Origin of the sequence: Microcoleus sp. w1-18aA5 (assembly GCF_036701705.1) — a bacterium.
Lineage (GTDB): Bacteria > Cyanobacteriota > Cyanobacteriia > Cyanobacteriales > Microcoleaceae > Microcoleus.
The window spans coordinates 11,815-29,758 of the sequence record NZ_JAUPTE010000052.1 but is presented as its reverse complement, the minus strand read 5'-3'; the positions used below and the strand labels follow the sequence as shown (position 1 = coordinate 29,758).

12 protein-coding genes are annotated in these 17,944 nt (G+C 48.4%); 7 read left to right on the top strand and 5 right to left on the bottom strand.

Annotated features, from left to right (window positions below; genetic code table 11):
• Positions 1-237: 237 nt before the first annotated feature.
• Entirely contained in the window at positions 238-600 is a 363-nt protein-coding gene (locus Q5691_RS18505; RefSeq protein WP_333311867.1) for a hypothetical protein, read from the top strand.
• 67 nt (positions 601-667) lie between these two features.
• Here Q5691_RS18505 and Q5691_RS18500 read toward each other — a convergent pair whose 3' ends face one another.
• The 3 genes from Q5691_RS18500 to Q5691_RS18490 form a co-directional block, all read right to left on the bottom strand.
• Complete coding sequence (locus Q5691_RS18500) at positions 668-2,320, bottom strand: calcium-binding protein (RefSeq protein WP_333346193.1); 1,653 nt, start codon at positions 2,318-2,320, stop codon at positions 668-670.
• Between the two features lie 299 nt (positions 2,321-2,619).
• Positions 2,620-8,037 carry an AAA family ATPase gene (locus tag Q5691_RS18495; protein WP_333346190.1) on the bottom strand — a complete coding sequence of 1,806 codons (5,418 nt, stop codon included), beginning with the start codon at positions 8,035-8,037 and terminating at the stop codon, positions 2,620-2,622.
• A gap of 163 nt (positions 8,038-8,200) precedes the next feature.
• Positions 8,201-9,187 (bottom strand): AEC family transporter, encoded by a 987-nt coding sequence (locus Q5691_RS18490; protein WP_333346187.1) that lies wholly within the window; start codon positions 9,185-9,187, stop codon positions 8,201-8,203.
• Between the two features lie 212 nt (positions 9,188-9,399).
• Between Q5691_RS18490 and Q5691_RS18485 the strand changes: the two genes are divergently transcribed.
• The gene (locus Q5691_RS18485; protein WP_333346208.1) at positions 9,400-11,931 is read left to right on the top strand and encodes a VWA domain-containing protein; all 2,532 of its coding nucleotides are present in this window, start codon (positions 9,400-9,402) and stop codon (positions 11,929-11,931) included.
• Positions 11,932-12,155: 224 nt separating this feature from the next.
• Here the strand turns inward: Q5691_RS18485 and Q5691_RS18480 are convergent, their stop codons facing one another.
• Complete coding sequence (locus Q5691_RS18480; RefSeq protein WP_333346184.1) at positions 12,156-13,139, bottom strand: AraC family transcriptional regulator; 984 nt, start codon at positions 13,137-13,139, stop codon at positions 12,156-12,158.
• A gap of 279 nt (positions 13,140-13,418) precedes the next feature.
• On the opposite strand from Q5691_RS18480, the gene Q5691_RS18475 reads away from it, so the two are divergent.
• The 5 genes from Q5691_RS18475 (at position 13,419) to Q5691_RS18455 (ending at position 17,616) form a co-directional block, all read left to right on the top strand.
• Positions 13,419-13,925: a cyclophilin-like fold protein gene (locus Q5691_RS18475; RefSeq protein ID WP_333346181.1), complete on the top strand. Its 507-nt coding sequence runs from the start codon at positions 13,419-13,421 to the stop codon at positions 13,923-13,925.
• A gap of 23 nt (positions 13,926-13,948) precedes the next feature.
• Positions 13,949-14,461, top strand: a complete 513-nt coding sequence (locus Q5691_RS18470) for a (R)-mandelonitrile lyase (RefSeq protein WP_333346178.1) — start codon at positions 13,949-13,951, stop codon at positions 14,459-14,461.
• Between the two features lie 52 nt (positions 14,462-14,513).
• Positions 14,514-15,599, top strand: a complete 1,086-nt coding sequence (locus Q5691_RS18465; RefSeq protein ID WP_333209522.1) for an alpha/beta hydrolase — start codon at positions 14,514-14,516, stop codon at positions 15,597-15,599.
• A gap of 24 nt (positions 15,600-15,623) precedes the next feature.
• A complete protein-coding gene (locus Q5691_RS18460; protein WP_333346175.1) occupies positions 15,624-16,400 on the top strand; it encodes an SDR family oxidoreductase in 777 nt (258 codons plus the stop codon).
• Between the two features lie 160 nt (positions 16,401-16,560).
• On the top strand, positions 16,561-17,616 hold the full coding sequence (locus Q5691_RS18455; protein WP_333346173.1) for an NAD(P)-dependent alcohol dehydrogenase: 1,056 nt from the start codon (positions 16,561-16,563) through the stop codon (positions 17,614-17,616).
• On the opposite strand, the gene Q5691_RS18450 is transcribed toward Q5691_RS18455, so the two are convergent.
• Positions 17,603-17,902 (bottom strand): hypothetical protein, encoded by a 300-nt coding sequence (locus tag Q5691_RS18450; RefSeq protein ID WP_333346211.1) that lies wholly within the window; start codon positions 17,900-17,902, stop codon positions 17,603-17,605. The genes Q5691_RS18455 and Q5691_RS18450 overlap by 14 nt on opposite strands.
• Between the last annotated feature and the right edge of the window lie 42 nt (positions 17,903-17,944).

The following is a 17,944-nucleotide window of genomic DNA, read 5'->3' as shown; positions in this document are numbered from 1 at the left end:
CCGTGAAAATAAGCATGAACTTATGATTTCTCAATCGTGTTCGGATCGCAGCCCAATACACATGGTACGACGGGTTGTGCTCTTTTCCTGACTTGGACTGCAAATTAATATTGCTTAAGTCAACCTACTTAAGTTACTTTGCTTATGACCCCGAATGGCGATCGCGACTAGCTCGATTAGTCGGTTGACCAAAAGGCTGGGGACAAAGGCCTTGTAGATTTCAAAGGAAGCAGCAGTATGGACAACGGCAAAGATTTAGAGTCAGAAAAGTTGCAGTCTCAAATGCAATCGCTGACAGAGGCGATTCGGACTTTAGGCGAAAGTTGTCAGGGAGACAGTCTGCTGCTTTTGGCCCTGCTGCGGAGGCTGGAAGCTTCGCACCGGGAAATTCGGGACGGTTTGTTTCAAGCGTCTTTTCCCGACAACCGCCAAGCACTTTACAAACTGCTTAGGAATATTGAAGCCAATGGCGGCTGGCCTTACATCCACCGCATGAAACTTCGATCGCTCTTGGGGTACAGCCAACAATTATCTCCCCTAGAAGATTCTCCAGCCGAGTCGCCAGAAGACTCGGCCGAAACTCCCCAAGACGTTAAATAGTTTTGAGTGATGAGTTTAGTGAGTTTTACATTAACTCATAACTCATCACTGAGCGTCGCGATCGCACCTAAAGCCCGTAAGGTGTAGGAACAGGTGTAGGAACAGGTATCGGGTTCGGCACCGCCGTCGGGAATATCGGCGTCTGGCCCGGCATTGGCAATAGTCCGGCAGTCGGGGGGATCGAACTAATTGATAGCAGAGGCGAATCAGGCACGCTAACAGTCGGCGGAATAGGAATCCTCGTAGCAGTCGGCGTCGGAGTCGGAGTTGGTGCTGCTGTGGGAGTCGGAGTTGGTGCTGCTGTGGGAGTCGGAGTTGGTGCTGCTGTGGGAGTCGGCGTCGGTGCTGCTGTGGGAGTCGGCGTCGGAGTCGGAGTCGGTGCTTCCGTGAGAGTCGGCGTCGCTTCTTCCGTGGAAGTTGGAGCCGGAGCTTCCGTGGGAGTTGGAGTCGTTGCTTCCGTGGGAGTTGGAGGCGGAGTTGGAAGTGATTCTGTAGTTGAAGTTTGAGGTTGAGCTGGATCTGTAATTGTGCTTGTAACTGTAGTTGTAGTTGTAGTGGTAATGGTGGTTGGCCTGGGAGTAGCCGTCCCAGTCACAGCGATAAAATCATTCGCTTCGATCAGCGCCGCCGGAGTGTCGATCAAAATTGCTAAAAGCTTGCCGTCGAGTGTCGTAATTACTGTATCCCTGACATTTGCACCGTTGCCTTGGGTAACTAGCAGTTGAGCGAAAGATAAATTGCTCGGCAGTCCAAAGAAATCCTCTGTGTCATTGTAATCAGTAATTAAAGCCAGACTGCCAGGCCCGGCTCCCAATCCAAAAACATCGCTGCCGCTGCCGCCAGTCAGAGTATCCGAACCCTCGCCTCCGATTAAAGAATCATTACCCTCTGCTCCAAATAAATTGTCATTGCCGAAACCGCCCAAAATTGTATCGTCGCCGATACCTCCAGCCAAGGAGTCATCGCCAAAACCACCGTCGATACCATCATTACCTTTGCCACCAAACAGAAAGTCATTACCTTCTTCTCCCAGTACCGAGTCGTCGGCTTCATCGCCGCGAAGGGTATCGGAACCGGTGCCGCCAAAAACTGTATCGTCAGCCTTGCCGCCGAATATCTGGTCATTACCAGCATCTCCGAAGAGCGAATCGTTGTCGGCATTGCCGTACAAAGTGTCGTCGCCGTCGCCGCCGGTCAAATAATCGTTGCCCTCAGCGCCCAACATTTGATCTCTACCACTGCCGCCGTTGAGAGAATCGTTCCCCGCATTCCCGTAGAGAAAGTCGTCATCAGCATTGCCGAACACGGAATCGTCGCCGTCATTCCCTGTGAGGGTGTCGTTGCCAGTACCGCCGGCAATTACATCAAAGCCTCCGTTGCCAAAAACTAAGTCGTCCCCTGCATCTCCCAACACGCTGTCTATCCCGTCGTTGCCTTCGAGGATGTCGTTGCCTAAACCGCCACGAATCGAGTCGTCGCCGTTTCCGCCGGAAGCAAAATCGCGGCCTTGGTTGCCAATAAGTTCGTCATTTCCTTCACCGCCAATCAGCGAATCTGCTCCGTCACCTCCAAGAAGCTGGTCGTTGCCGCCGTCGCCCTCTAGGGTGTCATCTCCTCCCGCACCCAGGGGCGTGTCATCGCCATCTAAGGCGCGAATTCGATCGCTCAGCGGAGTTCCTAGAATAAAGTCGTTGCTGTCTGTGCCGATCAGATTTGCCATACGGGATACACCGCTCCTAAATCAAATAAATTGTTTGAAATTATGTTAATCGCCTTCATGACAAGGGATTGCTGCTTGCCTAGGTTAGCATAATTGAGATTTTGGCAATCTGGCGAAGGGGCGCTGGAAGTTTTGCCCGTGTCCGCAATTCCGATCGGGGCTGGTATAATGCCCGATTAGTCATTAGTCATTAGTCATTAGTCATTAGTCATTAGTCATTAGTCATCAGTCAACAGTCAACAGTCAACAGTCAACAGTCAACAGTTAACAGTTAACAGTCAACAGTCAACAGTTAACTTTTATTCAGTAACAGGTAACACTATCTCAAATTCACTCCCTCCCCCCAAAATAGAATTGACATTAATTGTTCCACCGTGGATTTCGACTACAATCTGGCGGGCGATCGCCAATCCTAACCCGGTACCTTTTCCTACTGCCTTCGTTGTGAACAGATGGTCAAAAATCCGCTTTTTCACGGCTTCAGTCATGCCCGCACCGTTATCGGCAATCTGAATTTTGATGTGCCGATCGCCCAACAGGCTGGTACGAATTGTGATACAGTAGGAATTTGCTTTAATCGCCTCGAAACTGCGTCCTTGGTTTGATTCTTCTAAGGCATCAATCGCGTTAGCAAGCAGGTTCATAAAGACTTGGTTCAGTTGACCGGGAAAGCATTCGATTTGCGGGAGATTGCCGTAGTCTGTGACGACTTCGATCGCGGGATGGTGTTCGTTAGCCTTCAGCCGGTGTTTCAAAATTAAGATGGTGCTGTCAATGCCCTCATGGATATTAAAGGGAACTTTGTAGTCTTTATCGGCTCTGGAGAAGGTGCGGAGGCTGGTGCTAATGCCGCGAATGCGATCGCATCCCACTTTCATCGACAACAGCATCTTTGGCAAATCTTCTAAGGCATACTCTAAATCCATATCCTCAGCATCTTCTTCGATTTCCTCCCCGGGATTTGGCAGTTTTTCTTGGTATAATTTTAAGTGGGAAATCAGATCTTTGATCGTGGTGGTTGCTTCCTCAATATTGCCGCTAATAAAGCCGACAGGATTATTGATTTCGTGGGCTATTCCTGTGACTAGATTGCCCAAGGCGGACATTTTTTCGCTTTGCACGATCTGTAACTGTGCTTGCTGCAAATCGAGGAGCGATCGCTCTAATTGTTGTGCATAAGCTTGAGATTGTTGGTACAAGCGGGCATTTTCTAGAGAGATAGCCGCTTGGGCGCAGAAAAGTTGGATGACTCCAATGCGATCGTGTGTAAATGCACCAATTGTCAAGTTATTTTCTAGATATAGCAACCCGATTAATTTACCCTGATTTAAAATTGGCGCGCACAGCACACTTTTGGGATTTTCCTGCATCAAATAAGGATCGGCAATAAAATCGCTTTGTACTGCTGCATTATCCAAAACTACAGTTTTCCAAGTCCGCTTAACATAGTTGACCACAGCAGCGGGAACCTCGTCGCTGGCTGACAGCGGTACAGATATTGAGATGACATCTCGATGGAAAGAGGCCACAGCTTCGATCGCGAGATTCCCATCCTTAAGCAACAGGAGAACTGCTTTTTTTGCCCCGGCATTTTCCATCACCACACACATCAGTGCAGCCAGTAATTTTTCTAATTGAATTTCACTCGATAGAGTTTGGGAGGCTTTGAGAATAGTCGCGAAATCGACGGCTTCGTAAATACTGTTACTGCTAGATAGAGTTGTGTGCCAGGTTTGATGTAAAACTGACGATTTATTGATTGTGTGGAGGCGAGTTTCGCTAATTCCAAAACGATTTTCTCTTGCCTGCAATATGGGAGCAAGAAGTTGGGGATAGCGTTTTTCTAAGTCATCGATTTTGGCTTTCGCACCCCAGCGAGCATAACAGTAGTAGGCTTCTTGCATATAAGCTTGCGCCACTTTTTCTTTGCCCCAGTCGAGGTAGAATTTAGCTGCTAGTTCGTTAGCGAGGGCTTCTTCTTGGATGTATTCGTTTTCTTTCGCTCCAGAAATGGCGCGATCGTACATTTCAATAGCTTCTGCCCTCTGTTTGGCAACTCGGTATTTCTCTGCTTCTACCAACTGCCACTTATGCAAATAATTCATGGGGGCGTGTTGTGCCCAATGCTGCAACGAAGTTTGATTTTCCTGAACTCGTTGCAACTGCGTTTCTAACTCCGTCTCGGACTCAGGAGTGGCAAGGGCTATGAGTGAGTCATAGAAATATAAACCAGCTTCGGAAATACTTCCTACGCTTCCCGCTATATACTGTCTTGCTTGATCGAGATCTACGCAGGCCCAAGCAATGTCTCCCAGCAGGAATCTCAACGTCGCCTTGTACAGATAGAAGATGCAGAGTCGGTAAAAATCGTTAGAGGCAAGCGACTGAGAAATCAGCTTCTCGTCATAGCCTTTCTGTTCAAAGGAAATCTCCAAGTTGTTTGGATTACCCAATAAAAACAGCGTTGTTTCCCAAAAAACCGAACAATAATTTGCCGTCGTTAGTTGGTTGAGGTCGAGTAATTGCTGGCGGTATGCCCGAATTTGGGGCTCAAGTTCTGCCAAAGGTTGACCGCAGCAGTAGGCATTTAGACAAAAAGTATACAAATCATACCCGACAAACTCTAGATTGCCTGTTTCTAATCCGGCTTGATAGCCTGCCTCAAGAATGGGGAGGGTTTCCCGCAAATGCGATTTACGATGGTGCAAACAGAGTCCGAGTGCAGCAAAAGTTGCAGAGCGAATATTTTTGGCATCCGCGCCACTGGCAAGACGATAAGCTAATCGGCCAAATTGATCGGCTACCGTCACATCTTGTAGAAAGTTGTTGAGAATCATCCCATAACAACTATAGCTATAAGCTGAAGTACGACTGTTGCCATATTGGATAGATAAATTTACCTGTAAGGCAGTCACCAGCGCAAACAAAGACGAACCACCCAGATAACAAGCTGTCGCCATAGTTGCCGCCACTTGCATCGCGGCCAGCTTTTGGGTATCCACCATCGCTGGCAGATCAAATAACTCTTCAATGGGTCGATCGCCGATCGAGCTATTAATTTCCTGCACTGCTTGCTGAATATCTTCTGAGGTAGGGCTATCGGGCAATTCAACTCCTAATTCTTTGAGACTCAACAAACCGATAGCAATTGCTTCTAAAAACTTGTTCTGGGACGATAATGCCTGAATTTTGACGATGTAAACGTTCACCCGCTCTAGGGGAGTTCTGGTATGATGAATCACAGTGTCAATCCACTGATTCATCTGGTCAAATTCGCCACAGAGTGAAGCCACTTCGGCGGCTATTTCGTGCAAGTTCAAGGTCATCTCGTACTGTCGTTGCCAAGCCCTCTCTCCAAGCAAATTTAGCCCGATCGCAGCATACTCGCGAGCAGCTTGATAAGCAGTAGCGCCTCTGGCTTTGCGGCAAGCCGTGAGGTTGAGTTGTGCCAGATGGTCGCGTTCTGTTTGGTCTTCAATCAGCGCAATACCATAATTCAACTGATTGACTACTGAAAAAATTTGCTCTTCTATAGCTGCCGGTGAAATTTGCTGGATCAGTAATTGTCCGATCTGATAGTGAACACGCGATCGCTCTTGTTCGGGAATTAAAGAATAGGCGGCTTGCTGAACGCGATCGTGCAAAAACTTGTAATTTACCACCTCCGAATTTTCGGTCTCCTCCCGTCTTTCTCGCCCGATATAAAACTTGTATATTTCACTTTCAGGCAGGATTAACCCCTCTTGCAAAGCCTTCCACAAATCCGCCGCCGTTTCCGTTTCCAATTGCTGGGAGACAACTGCCAAAGTCCCCAAATCAAACTGATTCCCCACACAAGCAGCCAACTTCAACACATTCTGAGTTCCTGGCGGCAGTTTTTGCAACTGCAACGCCATAAACTCGACCACATCATCCGTCAGCGCTGCCTCCCGAACTCGCACAATATCGCACTGCCAATAACCAGCAACCTGGTCAAACTCAATCAGCCCATCCTGATGCAGTGCTTTGAGAAACTGCGTTGCAAAAAAGGGATTTTTTTTGGTTTTTTGTGCCACCAAATCAGCCAAAGGTCTTGCCCAAGATGGATCGCAATTGAGCGTATCAGCAACCAAATGATTTAGACTTGTTGAACTCAACGGTTCCAGCGTCAGAGTATTCACCATTGCCCCACCTTTGACCATTGCATCCAGTGTCAGCATCAACGGATGTGCTGCCAATACTTCATTATCTCGGTAGGCACCAATTACTAATAAATAGTCGGTTGCTGACTCGGAAACCAGCAGTTGCATTAACCGCAGCGAGGCGGAATCAGCCCACTGCAAGTCATCCAAAAACATCACCAGGGGATGTTCTGGTTTGGTGAACACGCGAATAAAATTTTGAAAGAGCAAATCAAACCGATTTTGGGCCGCAGTTCCTGATAATTCGAGTGCGGGCGGTTGTGCCCCAATAATTTTTTCGAGTTCGGGAATTACTTCAATAATGACTTGTCCGTTATCGCCCACTGCTTGCAATATTTGAGTTTGCCAATTTTTCAACTCCTGGTCACTTGCGCTCAACAATTGTCCCATTAAATCTCGAAATGCTTGGACAAAAGCTGAGAAAGGAATGTTGCTGTTAAATTGGTCGAATTTGCCTTTGATGAAATAGCCGCGCTGGCGAGCAATTGGTTTTTGAACTTCATTTACAATTGCAGTTTTCCCAATCCCAGAAAAACCAGCTACTAGCATCATTTCAGTTGTGCCACTACTGGCGCGATCAAAGGCTTGGAGTAGGGTTTCGACTTCAATTTCGCGACCATAAAGTTTTTCGGGTATCATGAATCGATCGCCCACATCCCTCTGCGCGATCGCAAAACTCTCTATCCTACCGTTTTCTTCAAGTTGCTTCAAACAAAATTCTAAATCTAATTTCAGCCCCAACGCACTCTGATAGCGGCCTTCGGCATTCTTTGCCATTAATTTGCTGACAATCTCCGACAGTATCGGCGGGATTTCGGGATTGATTTCATGCAGTGATGGCGGTTGCTTGGCAATATGACAGTGTACCAATTCCATCGCATCATTGGATTGAAACGGCAATTGTCCCGCCAGCAATTCGTAAAAAGTCACGCCCAAAGAGTAAAAGTCTGTCCGGTAGTCAATCCCCCGATTCATCCTTCCCGTTTGTTCGGGAGACAAATAGCCGAGTGTCCCTTCCAGCACGTTAGGATTCATCAGGGTTTGAGTTTCCCTTGGTAGCAAAGATGCAATACTAAAGTCAATGAGTTTGACTTGTTTTGTTTGGGGATGAATTAAAATATTGGCTGGTTTAATGTCTTTGTGAATTATCCGGTGGCGGTAAAGTATATCTAATATATTGCTCAGGTCGATCGCCACTGACAAAAACTCGCTCAGAGTCGGCGCAGTTTCCCGTTTTTCCGTCCATTCGTCCAGAGAAATTCCCCCAAAGTCTTCCATTACCAACGCATAGCTGTTTTGGTAGGTTTCCAAGCTGTAGGTTTCGATGATTCCGGGCAAGTTGAGGTTTTTGGCGATCGTGTACTGATTGCGAAATTGCACCAGTTCGCTGAAGCTGGGATACTCGTTCTGCAAGACTTTGATGGCGACGGGCTGTTTATCGCCCGTGCGGAAAGCTCGATAAACTAGGGTGCGAGTTCCTGAGTAAATGCGATCGAAAATTTGATAACCTGTCAATGTAAAATTTATACTTGCCATACTTTTATTCTTCCCTTCCTCCGCAGGCTATTTCCACATTAACAGAAGCCAATACAGTTTCCCAGTCCAGTAATTATTAAATTAATATGACATTAACCATCAATATTTGTGATGGGGATCACTTAAATTAAGTATTTTTCAAAGTGAAGCAGACCTATTTTTATTAAAAATTAAATAGCCTCATCCATAGGGGAATCGTGAATAATAAACTAACGCAGCCGATGCCGATCGCAGTTACGGCTAATTCGCGATCGAGATTGAAAGCTTCTGCCAGCAATGTAGTACCAAAAGCAGGAGGCATTGCCATTTGCAGCACTAGCACAAGTCGCGGCGCGCCCGCGATCCCCAAAAACGTTAATCCCGTGCCAATTACCAAGGGAATTAACAGCATTTTAATCGCCAGACAAGCCAAAACTTGTTTGAGGTTGTGCAAGGAATTCAACTTGCTCAACTGCATCCCGATCGTAATTAAAGCTAAAGTAATTATAGTCCAAGCACCTGTTGTTAACAATTCTTCGATTGGTGCCGACAGCGGTAAGCTTCGCGAGACAAATCCTAAACCAAAAGCCCACAGTGCCGGATTCATAAAAATTGCCTGCAGGGGTGTTAACCAACTCTGAGGGCGATCGCTTTTACCGCAGTGAGAAGCAATAGCAACTCCCAGTATATTGAGTCCCATGGTAGTGCCTAGCAAGTCATAAAATAACGCCCAGGCAAAGTGTTCCGAGCCTAATAAGGACAAGGTGACGGGAATGCCTAAAAAACCCGTATTACCCACCATCGTTGCCAATAAGAAGCTGCCTTGAGTGGGCAAACTCCAAGCGCTGGTGTGTTCAGAGGTATTTTGGGCGATCGGATGAAGAGTCTTGAAACGTTCGTCGCCGACACCGAAAACTATCAAAATCCCAGCGAGTCCTCCACCTGCTAGAATTGCCGCCCAAGCTGTCAGCGGCGCCATCCAAATAGCGCCAGACAAATTGGCGCTACGGATGAAACCAACAATGCTCAATGGCGTGCCAAAGAAGAAAAGAAACTTGGCTAAATATGTAGAATAGCTTCTCGGTAGCAGGCGGCCGAGAAAAAATCCCAACGTCACCCATCCGATTAGATTTAGATAAAGTTTGAGCAGCGGATTTTCTAAATAAAGCATGATTTACTAAATCTTTACTAAATATTTACGCAGATCCACTACTTTTGCCAAAAAAGCCCACCTTTACCTTACCGCCGCAGTTTTCCCTGGCACCGCAGCGCTAAATATTAATGCTTATTCAGCTTCGCAGATAATTTTCCACACAGGCCTTGACATCCACAGAAGCGCGTGTCATGATAAAGTTGAGGAAAAAATCAACATAGGTGAAAACTATGGCACGGCAAGCAAAACAATCATCTCAAGTCAAAAGTTCCAGCAGCCAAGCAGCCTCCAATACTCGCACCAAGTTTACCCTCTACAATTTTGCCGGAAACGCAAAGGCATTCTATTTAGTCGATCGCATTAATTTAGAAAGAAAGCCCGGTGATATCCCAGAAAAATCCGTCGCTCACAGCATCATCATCATTGACCGTTCCGGCTCAATGTATTATGACTTAAAACCACTGAAAGAAACCCTAATCAAGCTTTTGACCTTAGACGAATACAACAATTACCAGCTAATTGTCAGCTTGATTTCCTATGCTGGCAATGGGGACGTAATTTGTCATTTCCAGCGAATTCCCATTCAAGAAGTGCTGAAGCTTGACTCTCAATACATCAAAGAAATTCAAAAAATCCACACGGCTGGCAGTACCTGCATATCGCAGTCGATGCAAATCGCTAAATCTCTGGTTAAAGCGGGAGAAATGACAGCGATCAATTTGCACACAGACGGCTATGCAAATGACCCCAGTCCCAATTCGGAATCTGCAAAACTAGGGGAAATTTGCGAAGAACTCAAAGACATGGATGTGTTTGCCAACACGATATCCTATGCCTCTGCTGACTTCAAACTTCTCTCCAAAATCGCCAACACATTATCGGGAAATTGCATCCGCGCTGGCGAAGTCAAAATGGTTTATGATGCTCTTTACGATAGCACAAAACTGTTAGGTAGTTCCGTTGCACCGCCGCTGGAAGAACCGTTAATTAAGGAATATGATTATCAAGTTTTTGTTTCCAAAAGTGGCAAGAAAATCAACGGTTCATCGAGCACGCTGAAAATCTGCGGGCTGAAAGCAGACGATCGGGGACTTTTTTACAAATATCAGAAAGTCGCCAAAGATGAGTATGACAAACTAGATGTTCCCGTTGCTCAAACTGATGAGTCGGTGTTTGCTTTTGCGAAAGCTAACCTCGCTGACGGCAATTTAAATACGGCTAAGTATGCGCTGGCGAGCACCTTCGACGCTACTTTGACCGAAAAACACGCTAAAGCTTTGACAAATGCCCAAATAGCCGAGTTTACGGAAGATTTGGAACAGGCTGTTTTTGCGCCTGATGTGTTGACAAATCATGAAATTGGCGATCGGGTAAAAGTCAGCGATAAAATTTCCCTGCTGGAGTTAATCAAGATATTGGAGGAAAACAGCAACAGCATCATCATCAACTTGAAACACTTGCAAGAAAATTATCAGCGAAAAGGTTTGAAGCGAATTGAGGGAAAGCGAGACGAAAACGGCAACCTTGTCAAGCCTTGGCTGAAAACAGAATTCTTAGATGGTGGCGAATACGTGCAAATGGGTTCATTTGCCATCAATCAAAATACCGCTACCATCAATATGCTGATTACCCGAAAAGCTAAGCTGGTAAAAGTTGAGGATGGAACTTTAATCGCAGAAGTGGCGGGAATTCTAGTTACAGACCTCAATACTTTCAACAATTATACCATTGTCAGCGACGGCGAAGTTAATATTAAGTCGCTGCGAACCAAAATCAGCAGCAAACCAGTGTTTAATTTGCTCAACAAATGCGGTATCCTTGAAAAAGACGGTTCGCCTGTGCAAGAATTTGACTTCCGTTCAGAGTACGATATTAAGTTAGAGACTTTGCCTCTAGTGCCTTTTTACGGGCGTTACAGCAGCCTTGACGGAGTGTTTGAGGAACTCGCAAAAATCAAAATTCTCTCTAGCATTCTCTCGGCTCATTTGAAGGAGGAATCCGAGGCTTACACTGCGGAACAATTGGAAGAATTGAAACAGCATTATCTGTCAAAAAGCCTTTACATCAACTTTCCGACGACGACGGAATACACAGATTTAAAAAGTGCGATCGCCAACGGTTCAGTAGATTCGCGAGTCAGCTACAAAATCGACATCGGCAGCAAAAACATCCTCAACTTCGGCAAATTGCACTCTGCCAACAAATTTCTCGATCGCCTTTATGAAGTTTACCACCAAAACACGGGCGAAAAGCTAGCAAAACCGACATTTGACATCACGTTAGATGAGCCTGTTGTCTTCGCCCACAAAACGCTGTCATCCAGAACAAAAATCACCAAAGTTGACGACTTGATGAAACTGATTTTCGATGAGTTTTTGGGGTTGGAGGATAACGGAATTGTTAGCACTACTTTAGCCAAAGTTGGTGCAGATAGTTTGCTGCGCCTTTTGCAAGCGAAATGGCAGGGAGAAGATGTCAAGCGAGAGGAGTTTGTCGCTGCTTTAGCTAATGCGAATGAGCTACTGGAAGCTTATGCTGAAAAAGTGTACAGGGAAAAAGTTTCACCGCTGGTTTTCTATATCGGTTCTACCGGACTTATCCCGGATGAAATGGAGGCAAAAGCGGCGACTGCTGAGGAAATTAATTCTAAATACGGCAACTTGCAATTTTCTAAAGATGAGCAAGAGGGGATGTTTTTTGAAGTGGGAGACTGCATTATTAGCGTGTATGCTAAGAATGAGTATTTCACGGTAGGGAAGTAGGAATTAGGGAGGGTGGGCATTATTTGCCCACCTTGGTTAAATATTTTTATTTAAAGCGCGATCGATTCCACGCCGGAGAGTTTGCTGAGAGTTGACTGCTTTACTGCATCAGTTTATGGAAATTATTAACAGAGCGATCGCAAGATGATTTTCTATCTATACGATTGCGGGAACTATAACTGCGTTTTAGCGATTTATAGCAAGATTAGGGCATCTTGAGGATGTCAAGTTGAACTCGCAATCTCCCTAGCAGCTTCTCGCAGCCGCTCCATATCGCGCATCGGCGGTATACCAAAGAGTCGCTTGTACTCTCGGTTGAAGTGCGAAGAATCGTCATAACCCACACGGTAGGCAGCACTGGTAGCGTCAAGGTTTTGCCCCAACATCAGACGGCGAGCTTCCTGCAGTCGCAGTTGCTTCTGGAACTGCAAGGGACTCATGGCAGTGACAGACTTGAAGTGATGGTGGAAGCTCGATACACTCATTCCCAGCTCTCGTGCGATGCTTTCAATCCGAAGCGGCTGGTTAAAGTCTTTACGAAGTCGATCGACTGCTCTAGCAATTTGGTGAGTGTAGCCACCCAAAACTGCAATATGACAGAGTCGGCCACCTTGTTCTCCCATGAGGAGCCGATAGATAATCTCCCGCTTAATCAGGGGTGCAAGCATATACGCTTCAGCAGGGGAATCGAGCAGCCTGACGAGCCGCACGACAGCATCTAACAGATTTGCATCTAACGGACTGACATCGATCGCTTTGACACTGGCACCCCGTTGTGCAGAGGGATAGCCTGCCTCAACCATGGCTGAGCCAACTAGGGTAGGGTCAAGATCGAAACGAAGACCCAGGTACGGTTTTTCCTGGGTTGCTTCTAAAATGCGACTGGCAATCGGCAGTTCGACCGTCCCCAACAGATAGTGCATCGGATCGTACTGATAGCGATCGCAGCCCAAAAGCACTTCTTTGCAGCCCTGAGCGATCGCACAAAAGGCAGGAATAGAGACACTATGAAAGCATTCCCCAGGGGAAGAGGAGCGGTAGAAGTGCAATCCTTTCAGCGGTTCGATCGCTCCATCTTGACGAATCGCTTGGGCAATTCGCTCCGTTAGTTCCTCTCGGTTGGCTTGCGATCGGTCTGCCTCGCGCTTTGTCTGAAAGTCATTCATCAAGGCTCTACCGGACTTTTCACTCGTTTTTGCAGCGTTCATTTCTTATGCCTGTTCAGATAGATTTATAGACACATCAAGGTAAAGACAAGGGTTTGGCAGCTAAGCCTGTATAAGAATCTAGCGTGGCTTGAATAGAAATCAGTGCAAGTTTGCAGGATTGTACAACCATTCTAGACAATCATCCTATTGCTTGCCTTTCAAGATTTCTAGAATGAGGTTAAAGCAATGAAATGGCATTCAGGCTTCCCGCAAGAGTCTGGATTTTTATTCAAGAGAAAACTCATGAAGAGGATCTTGATACATCTGAAATGGTTTGTCATGCAGCGAAGAAACTGCGGCAGGAGAATGCTGATTCTAGCGATCGCTTTGGTGATGTCCCTAAGTTACTCAGCCTGCCATACCGATAACAGTATGCCTAGCAACGCCTCGTCGCAGATGCCGACTGAAATATCAACCCAGCAGGCAAACAGTATGCAGATCAACATCAAAGTCGGAGACAAAATCGTTACAGCCACGTTAATCGACAACCCAACCACACGAGATTTTATTTCCCTGCTGCCGTTAACGCTGACGATGAACGATTTGTTTGGCAGAGAAAAGTTTGCCCACCTGCCGAGAGCGATTTCCCAGGAGGGAGAGCGAACCAAAACCTATGAAGTTGGAGACATCATTTACTGGTCTCCCAGTTCTGATGTGGCTATTTATTATCGCCGCGACGGACAGGAAATCCCTGACCCAGGCATCATCACGATCGGCAAGATCGATGCTGGCGTAGAAGCATTTAATGTCCCTGGTTCTGTAGAAGTGACAATCGAGCGAATTTAGTAGAAACGTCAAAGGAGATAAAAATGAAACTGCTTGCGATCGCGATCGTGTCATCTTCTCTGCTTGCTTTGGGCTTCTCTCCTGTGGTACAAACACAAGCCCCATCCAGCAATAACACACAACTTGTAGAGGTTAGACGAAACGGTTCGCAGCCTTCCACCAGAGGGCCTGCCGAAAACTTTACAGGTTCCGTCCGCATTGACCCCCTATTCTCAGCCCAAAGTCCAGCCCGCACGGGTAGTGCCAGTGTCACCTTTGAGCCTGGAGCGCGAACTGCGTGGCATACCCACCCATTAGGACAAACGCTCATCGTGACGGCTGGGGTTGGCTATGTCCAGCAATGGGGTGGACAAATTCAGGAAATCAGACCCGGTGATGTGGTTTCGATTCCGCCGGGAGTGAAGCACTGGCACGGAGCTACAGCCACTACAGCCATGACGCATATCGCCCTTCACGAACAACTCAACGGCAAGGTCGTGGACTGGCTGGAACAGGTCAGTGACGAGCAATACCGGACACTCAATGTAAATCGATAGGAGTATCCATCCTCTACAACAGCTAACCAATCCACACATTTGGAGAACTCTAATGAAACACCTGATACTAACCCTCTTGATAAGTGCAATCGGTGCGACGACAGCAGCAGTTGCGATCGACAAAACGCGCGCCTCTAAGATATCCCAAGCACCCGTGCAGCAGTCTGTTGTAGTCGAGGGGGCGGACAACTTCTATAAGAGTGACAAGGTGACTATGCAGAAGGTTACGTTCAAAAACCAATACAACATGAAGGTTGCCGGAAATCTCTTCATTCCCAAAACCTTGAATCAGAATGCTAAGAATCCGGCAATTATTGTCGGGCATCCAATGGGCGCAGTCAAAGAACAAAGCTCGAATCTGTACGCCCAAAAACTGGCTGAACAGGGATTCGTCACCTTGTCCCTCGATTTGTCCTTCTGGGGCGAGAGTGAGGGGCAGACCCGCAACGTTGTTGCGCCGGATATTTATGCCGAGGATTTCAGTGCTGCGGTGGATTTTCTGGGCACCCGACCATTCGTTGGCAGAGAACGGATTGGCGTTCTTGGGATTTGCGGCAGCGGCAGCTTCGTCATCAGCGCCGCCAAGATCGACCCGCGCATGAAGGCCATTGCGACGGTCAGTATGTACGACATGGGTGCGGCCAATCGTAACGGGCTGAGGCATTCTACGACCCTCGAACAGAGAAAGAAAGTCATCGCAGAGGCGGCCGAGCAACGCTATGCGGAGTTCACGGGCGGCGAGACCAAATACACAAGCGGGACTGTACATGAACTGAATGAGAAGTCCACTGCTATTGAGCGTGAGTTCTATGACTTCTACCGCACTCCCAGGGGCGAATACACTCCCAAAGGTTCGTCGCCGAAACTGACAACCCACCCGACGCTTACCAGTAACGTTAAATTCATGAACTTTTACCCGTTTGATGACATTGAGACGATTTCGCCTCGTCCTATGTTCTTCATCACGGGTGCAGATGCACACTCCAGAGAGTTCAGTGAAGATGCTTACAAGCGCGCAGCCGAACCAAAGGAACTTTACATTCTTCCAGGGGCCGGGCACGTCGATTTGTACGATCGGGTGAACCTTATCCCGTGGGACAAGCTTGCGTCCTTTTTCAATCAGCACCTCAACAAGTAAGCGAGCAACTAGGAGGAGAAAAATATGTCAACACAATCGAATGGAAACTTTATCGGCAAAGTCGTTTTCGTCACCGGAGCAGCGAGTGGCATTGGTCGAGCTACGGCGCTGGCGTTTGCCCGTGAGGGTGCCAGCGTGGTGGCTGCTGATGTTTCAGAACAGGGCAATCAAGAAACGGCACGCACGATCGAAGAACTGGGCGGTCGGGCGATCGCCGTCAGGTGCGATGTAACGCGAACCGAGGAGGTGAAGGCGGCCCTGGACAAGACCGTTGAGGCCTTCGGGCGGCTGGACTTTGCCTTCAACAACGCGGGCATCGAGCCGAGGAAGGCGGCTCCGACCGCAGAGTACGAGGAGGAGGAGTGGAACCGGATTATCGACATCAACCTCCGTGGCGTTTTCCTGTGCATGAAGCACGAGATCCCGCTGATTCTAAAGCAGGGACGCGGCGCGATCGTTAACACATCCTCCGGCGCGGGAATCATCGGTATCAAGGGCAGCCCCGCGTACACCGCCGCAAAACATGGCGTGATCGGACTGACCAAGGCAACGGCCCTCGACTACGCCGCGCAGAACATCCGCGTCAACGCTGTCTGTCCCGGCTACATCGACACCCCGATGATGGGTCGCTTCACCGGCGACACGGACGAGGGGCGTGCGAAGGTCATTGCAGAGGAGCCGGTCGGACGGATGGGCACGCCCGAAGAGATCGCTGCGGCCGTCATCTGGCTGTGCTCCGATGCGGCTGCCTTCATGATCGGCCACGCTATGGTCATCGATGGCGGCCAAACGGTGCAGTGATCGCCGCTAACGCGATCGAACCCTAAACGCACGACATTAAACGCACGACAACAAAGCATTGTCGCGATCGCTACCTTCAGCGCCAAGGGCGATTAGTCATATCGCAGGTCAGCGACAGCAGTAGCAGACACCAAATGTAAATCAATAGGAGCATCAATTCATGTACAACGCCAAAGCTTATTCCGCAGCTAGTGCAACATCACCATTAGCCTCTGACACGATCGCACGGCGCGACCTAACCGAACATGACGTTCAGATCGAAATCCTCTTCTGTGGCATCTGCCATTCCGATCTTCACATGGTGCGAAACGAATGGGGCGGTGGCACGGTCTACCCGATCGTTCCCGGTCATGAAATGGTGGGACGTATCACCCAGGTTGGCCCGGCAGTGACGAAGTACAAGCCAGGCGATCTGGCAGGAGTTGGCTGCATGGTTGATTCGGATGGAACCTGTCCCCAGTGCAAAGCTAATCTTGAACAGTTCTGCCCGAACCTGACCCTCACCTACAACTCCCCAGACAAGCACAAGACTGCGACCGTCACCTATGGTGGCTACTCTGATAGCGTCGTCGTCGATGAACGCTTCGTTCTGCGCGTTCCAGATAACCTCGATCTCGCTGGGGTTGCGCCGCTCCTCTGCGCCGGGATCACCACCTACTCGCCCCTGCGCCACTGGGGTGTCACCGAGGGCAAGAAAGTTGGCGTGGTCGGTCTGGGAGGATTGGGACACATGGGCGTGAAGTTTGCTCGTGCCTTCGGCGCTCATGTCGTCGTCTTCACCACCTCGCCCGGTAAGACGGAAGATGCGCTCCGCCTCGGTGCCCACGAGGTCGTGGTCTCCAGCAATGCCGACGAAATGCAAAAGCACGCTGGTAGCTTCGATTTCATCCTTGATACCGTTTCCGCCAAGCACGACATCAACGCCTATCTCAACCTGCTCCGCCTCGACGGTAACATCACTCTGGTTGGCGCACCGGAGAATCCTCTGGAGGTTGCGGCATTCAGCCTGATTATGGGGCGGCGCAGTCTCTCCGGCTCTAACATCGGCGGCATTGCGGAAACCCAGGAAATGCTGGACTTTTGTGGCGAACATAATATCACTGCGGATGTTGAAGTTATCCCCATCCAGAAGGTCAACGAAGCCTACGATCGCCTGCTCAAATCTGACGTGAAGTACCGCTTCTGCATCGATATGGCATCTCTCAAATCTGAATAATTGAGGCAGATTCTAGAAGGAGCAACCATACAGAAGCGCAAATTTGGCAATCGTTACTCGCAGAGGAGGTGAGTGTGGATACTAACCGTTTGGAGGCATTCAGCGACGGGGTTTTTGCGATCTGCGCTTCGCAGCAGCGCTCGAAATCAAAGTGCCACCCGAAACGGCGATCGGGGCGTAACTTCTCCATCTCTGGCCCTCCTACCTTGCCTACGGTGGAATCTTGACCGTAATTGCCCTTAAAGGAAAAATCATGCAAAACCGAAAAGGTCGAAATGGAAAACACGGCCCCGCGCTGCCTGGTCGCCGCACATTTCTTGGTGCAGGG

Excerpts from the sequence above, each read along its gene's own strand:
- Q5691_RS18505 (WP_333311867.1), top strand. The coding sequence starts at position 238 with ATGGACAACGGCAAAGATTTAGAGTCAGAAAAGTTGCAGTCTCAAATG.
- Q5691_RS18500 (WP_333346193.1), bottom strand. The coding sequence starts at position 2,320 with ATGGCAAATCTGATCGGCACAGACAGCAACGACTTTATTCTAGGAACT.
- Q5691_RS18495 (WP_333346190.1), bottom strand. The coding sequence starts at position 8,037 with ATGGCAAGTATAAATTTTACATTGACAGGTTATCAAATTTTCGATCGC.
- Q5691_RS18490 (WP_333346187.1), bottom strand. The coding sequence starts at position 9,187 with ATGCTTTATTTAGAAAATCCGCTGCTCAAACTTTATCTAAATCTAATC.
- Q5691_RS18485 (WP_333346208.1), top strand. The coding sequence starts at position 9,400 with ATGGCACGGCAAGCAAAACAATCATCTCAAGTCAAAAGTTCCAGCAGC.
- Q5691_RS18480 (WP_333346184.1), bottom strand. The coding sequence starts at position 13,139 with ATGAACGCTGCAAAAACGAGTGAAAAGTCCGGTAGAGCCTTGATGAAT.
- Q5691_RS18475 (WP_333346181.1), top strand. The coding sequence starts at position 13,419 with ATGCAGCGAAGAAACTGCGGCAGGAGAATGCTGATTCTAGCGATCGCT.
- Q5691_RS18470 (WP_333346178.1), top strand. The coding sequence starts at position 13,949 with ATGAAACTGCTTGCGATCGCGATCGTGTCATCTTCTCTGCTTGCTTTG.
- Q5691_RS18465 (WP_333209522.1), top strand. The coding sequence starts at position 14,514 with ATGAAACACCTGATACTAACCCTCTTGATAAGTGCAATCGGTGCGACG.
- Q5691_RS18460 (WP_333346175.1), top strand. The coding sequence starts at position 15,624 with ATGTCAACACAATCGAATGGAAACTTTATCGGCAAAGTCGTTTTCGTC.
- Q5691_RS18455 (WP_333346173.1), top strand. The coding sequence starts at position 16,561 with ATGTACAACGCCAAAGCTTATTCCGCAGCTAGTGCAACATCACCATTA.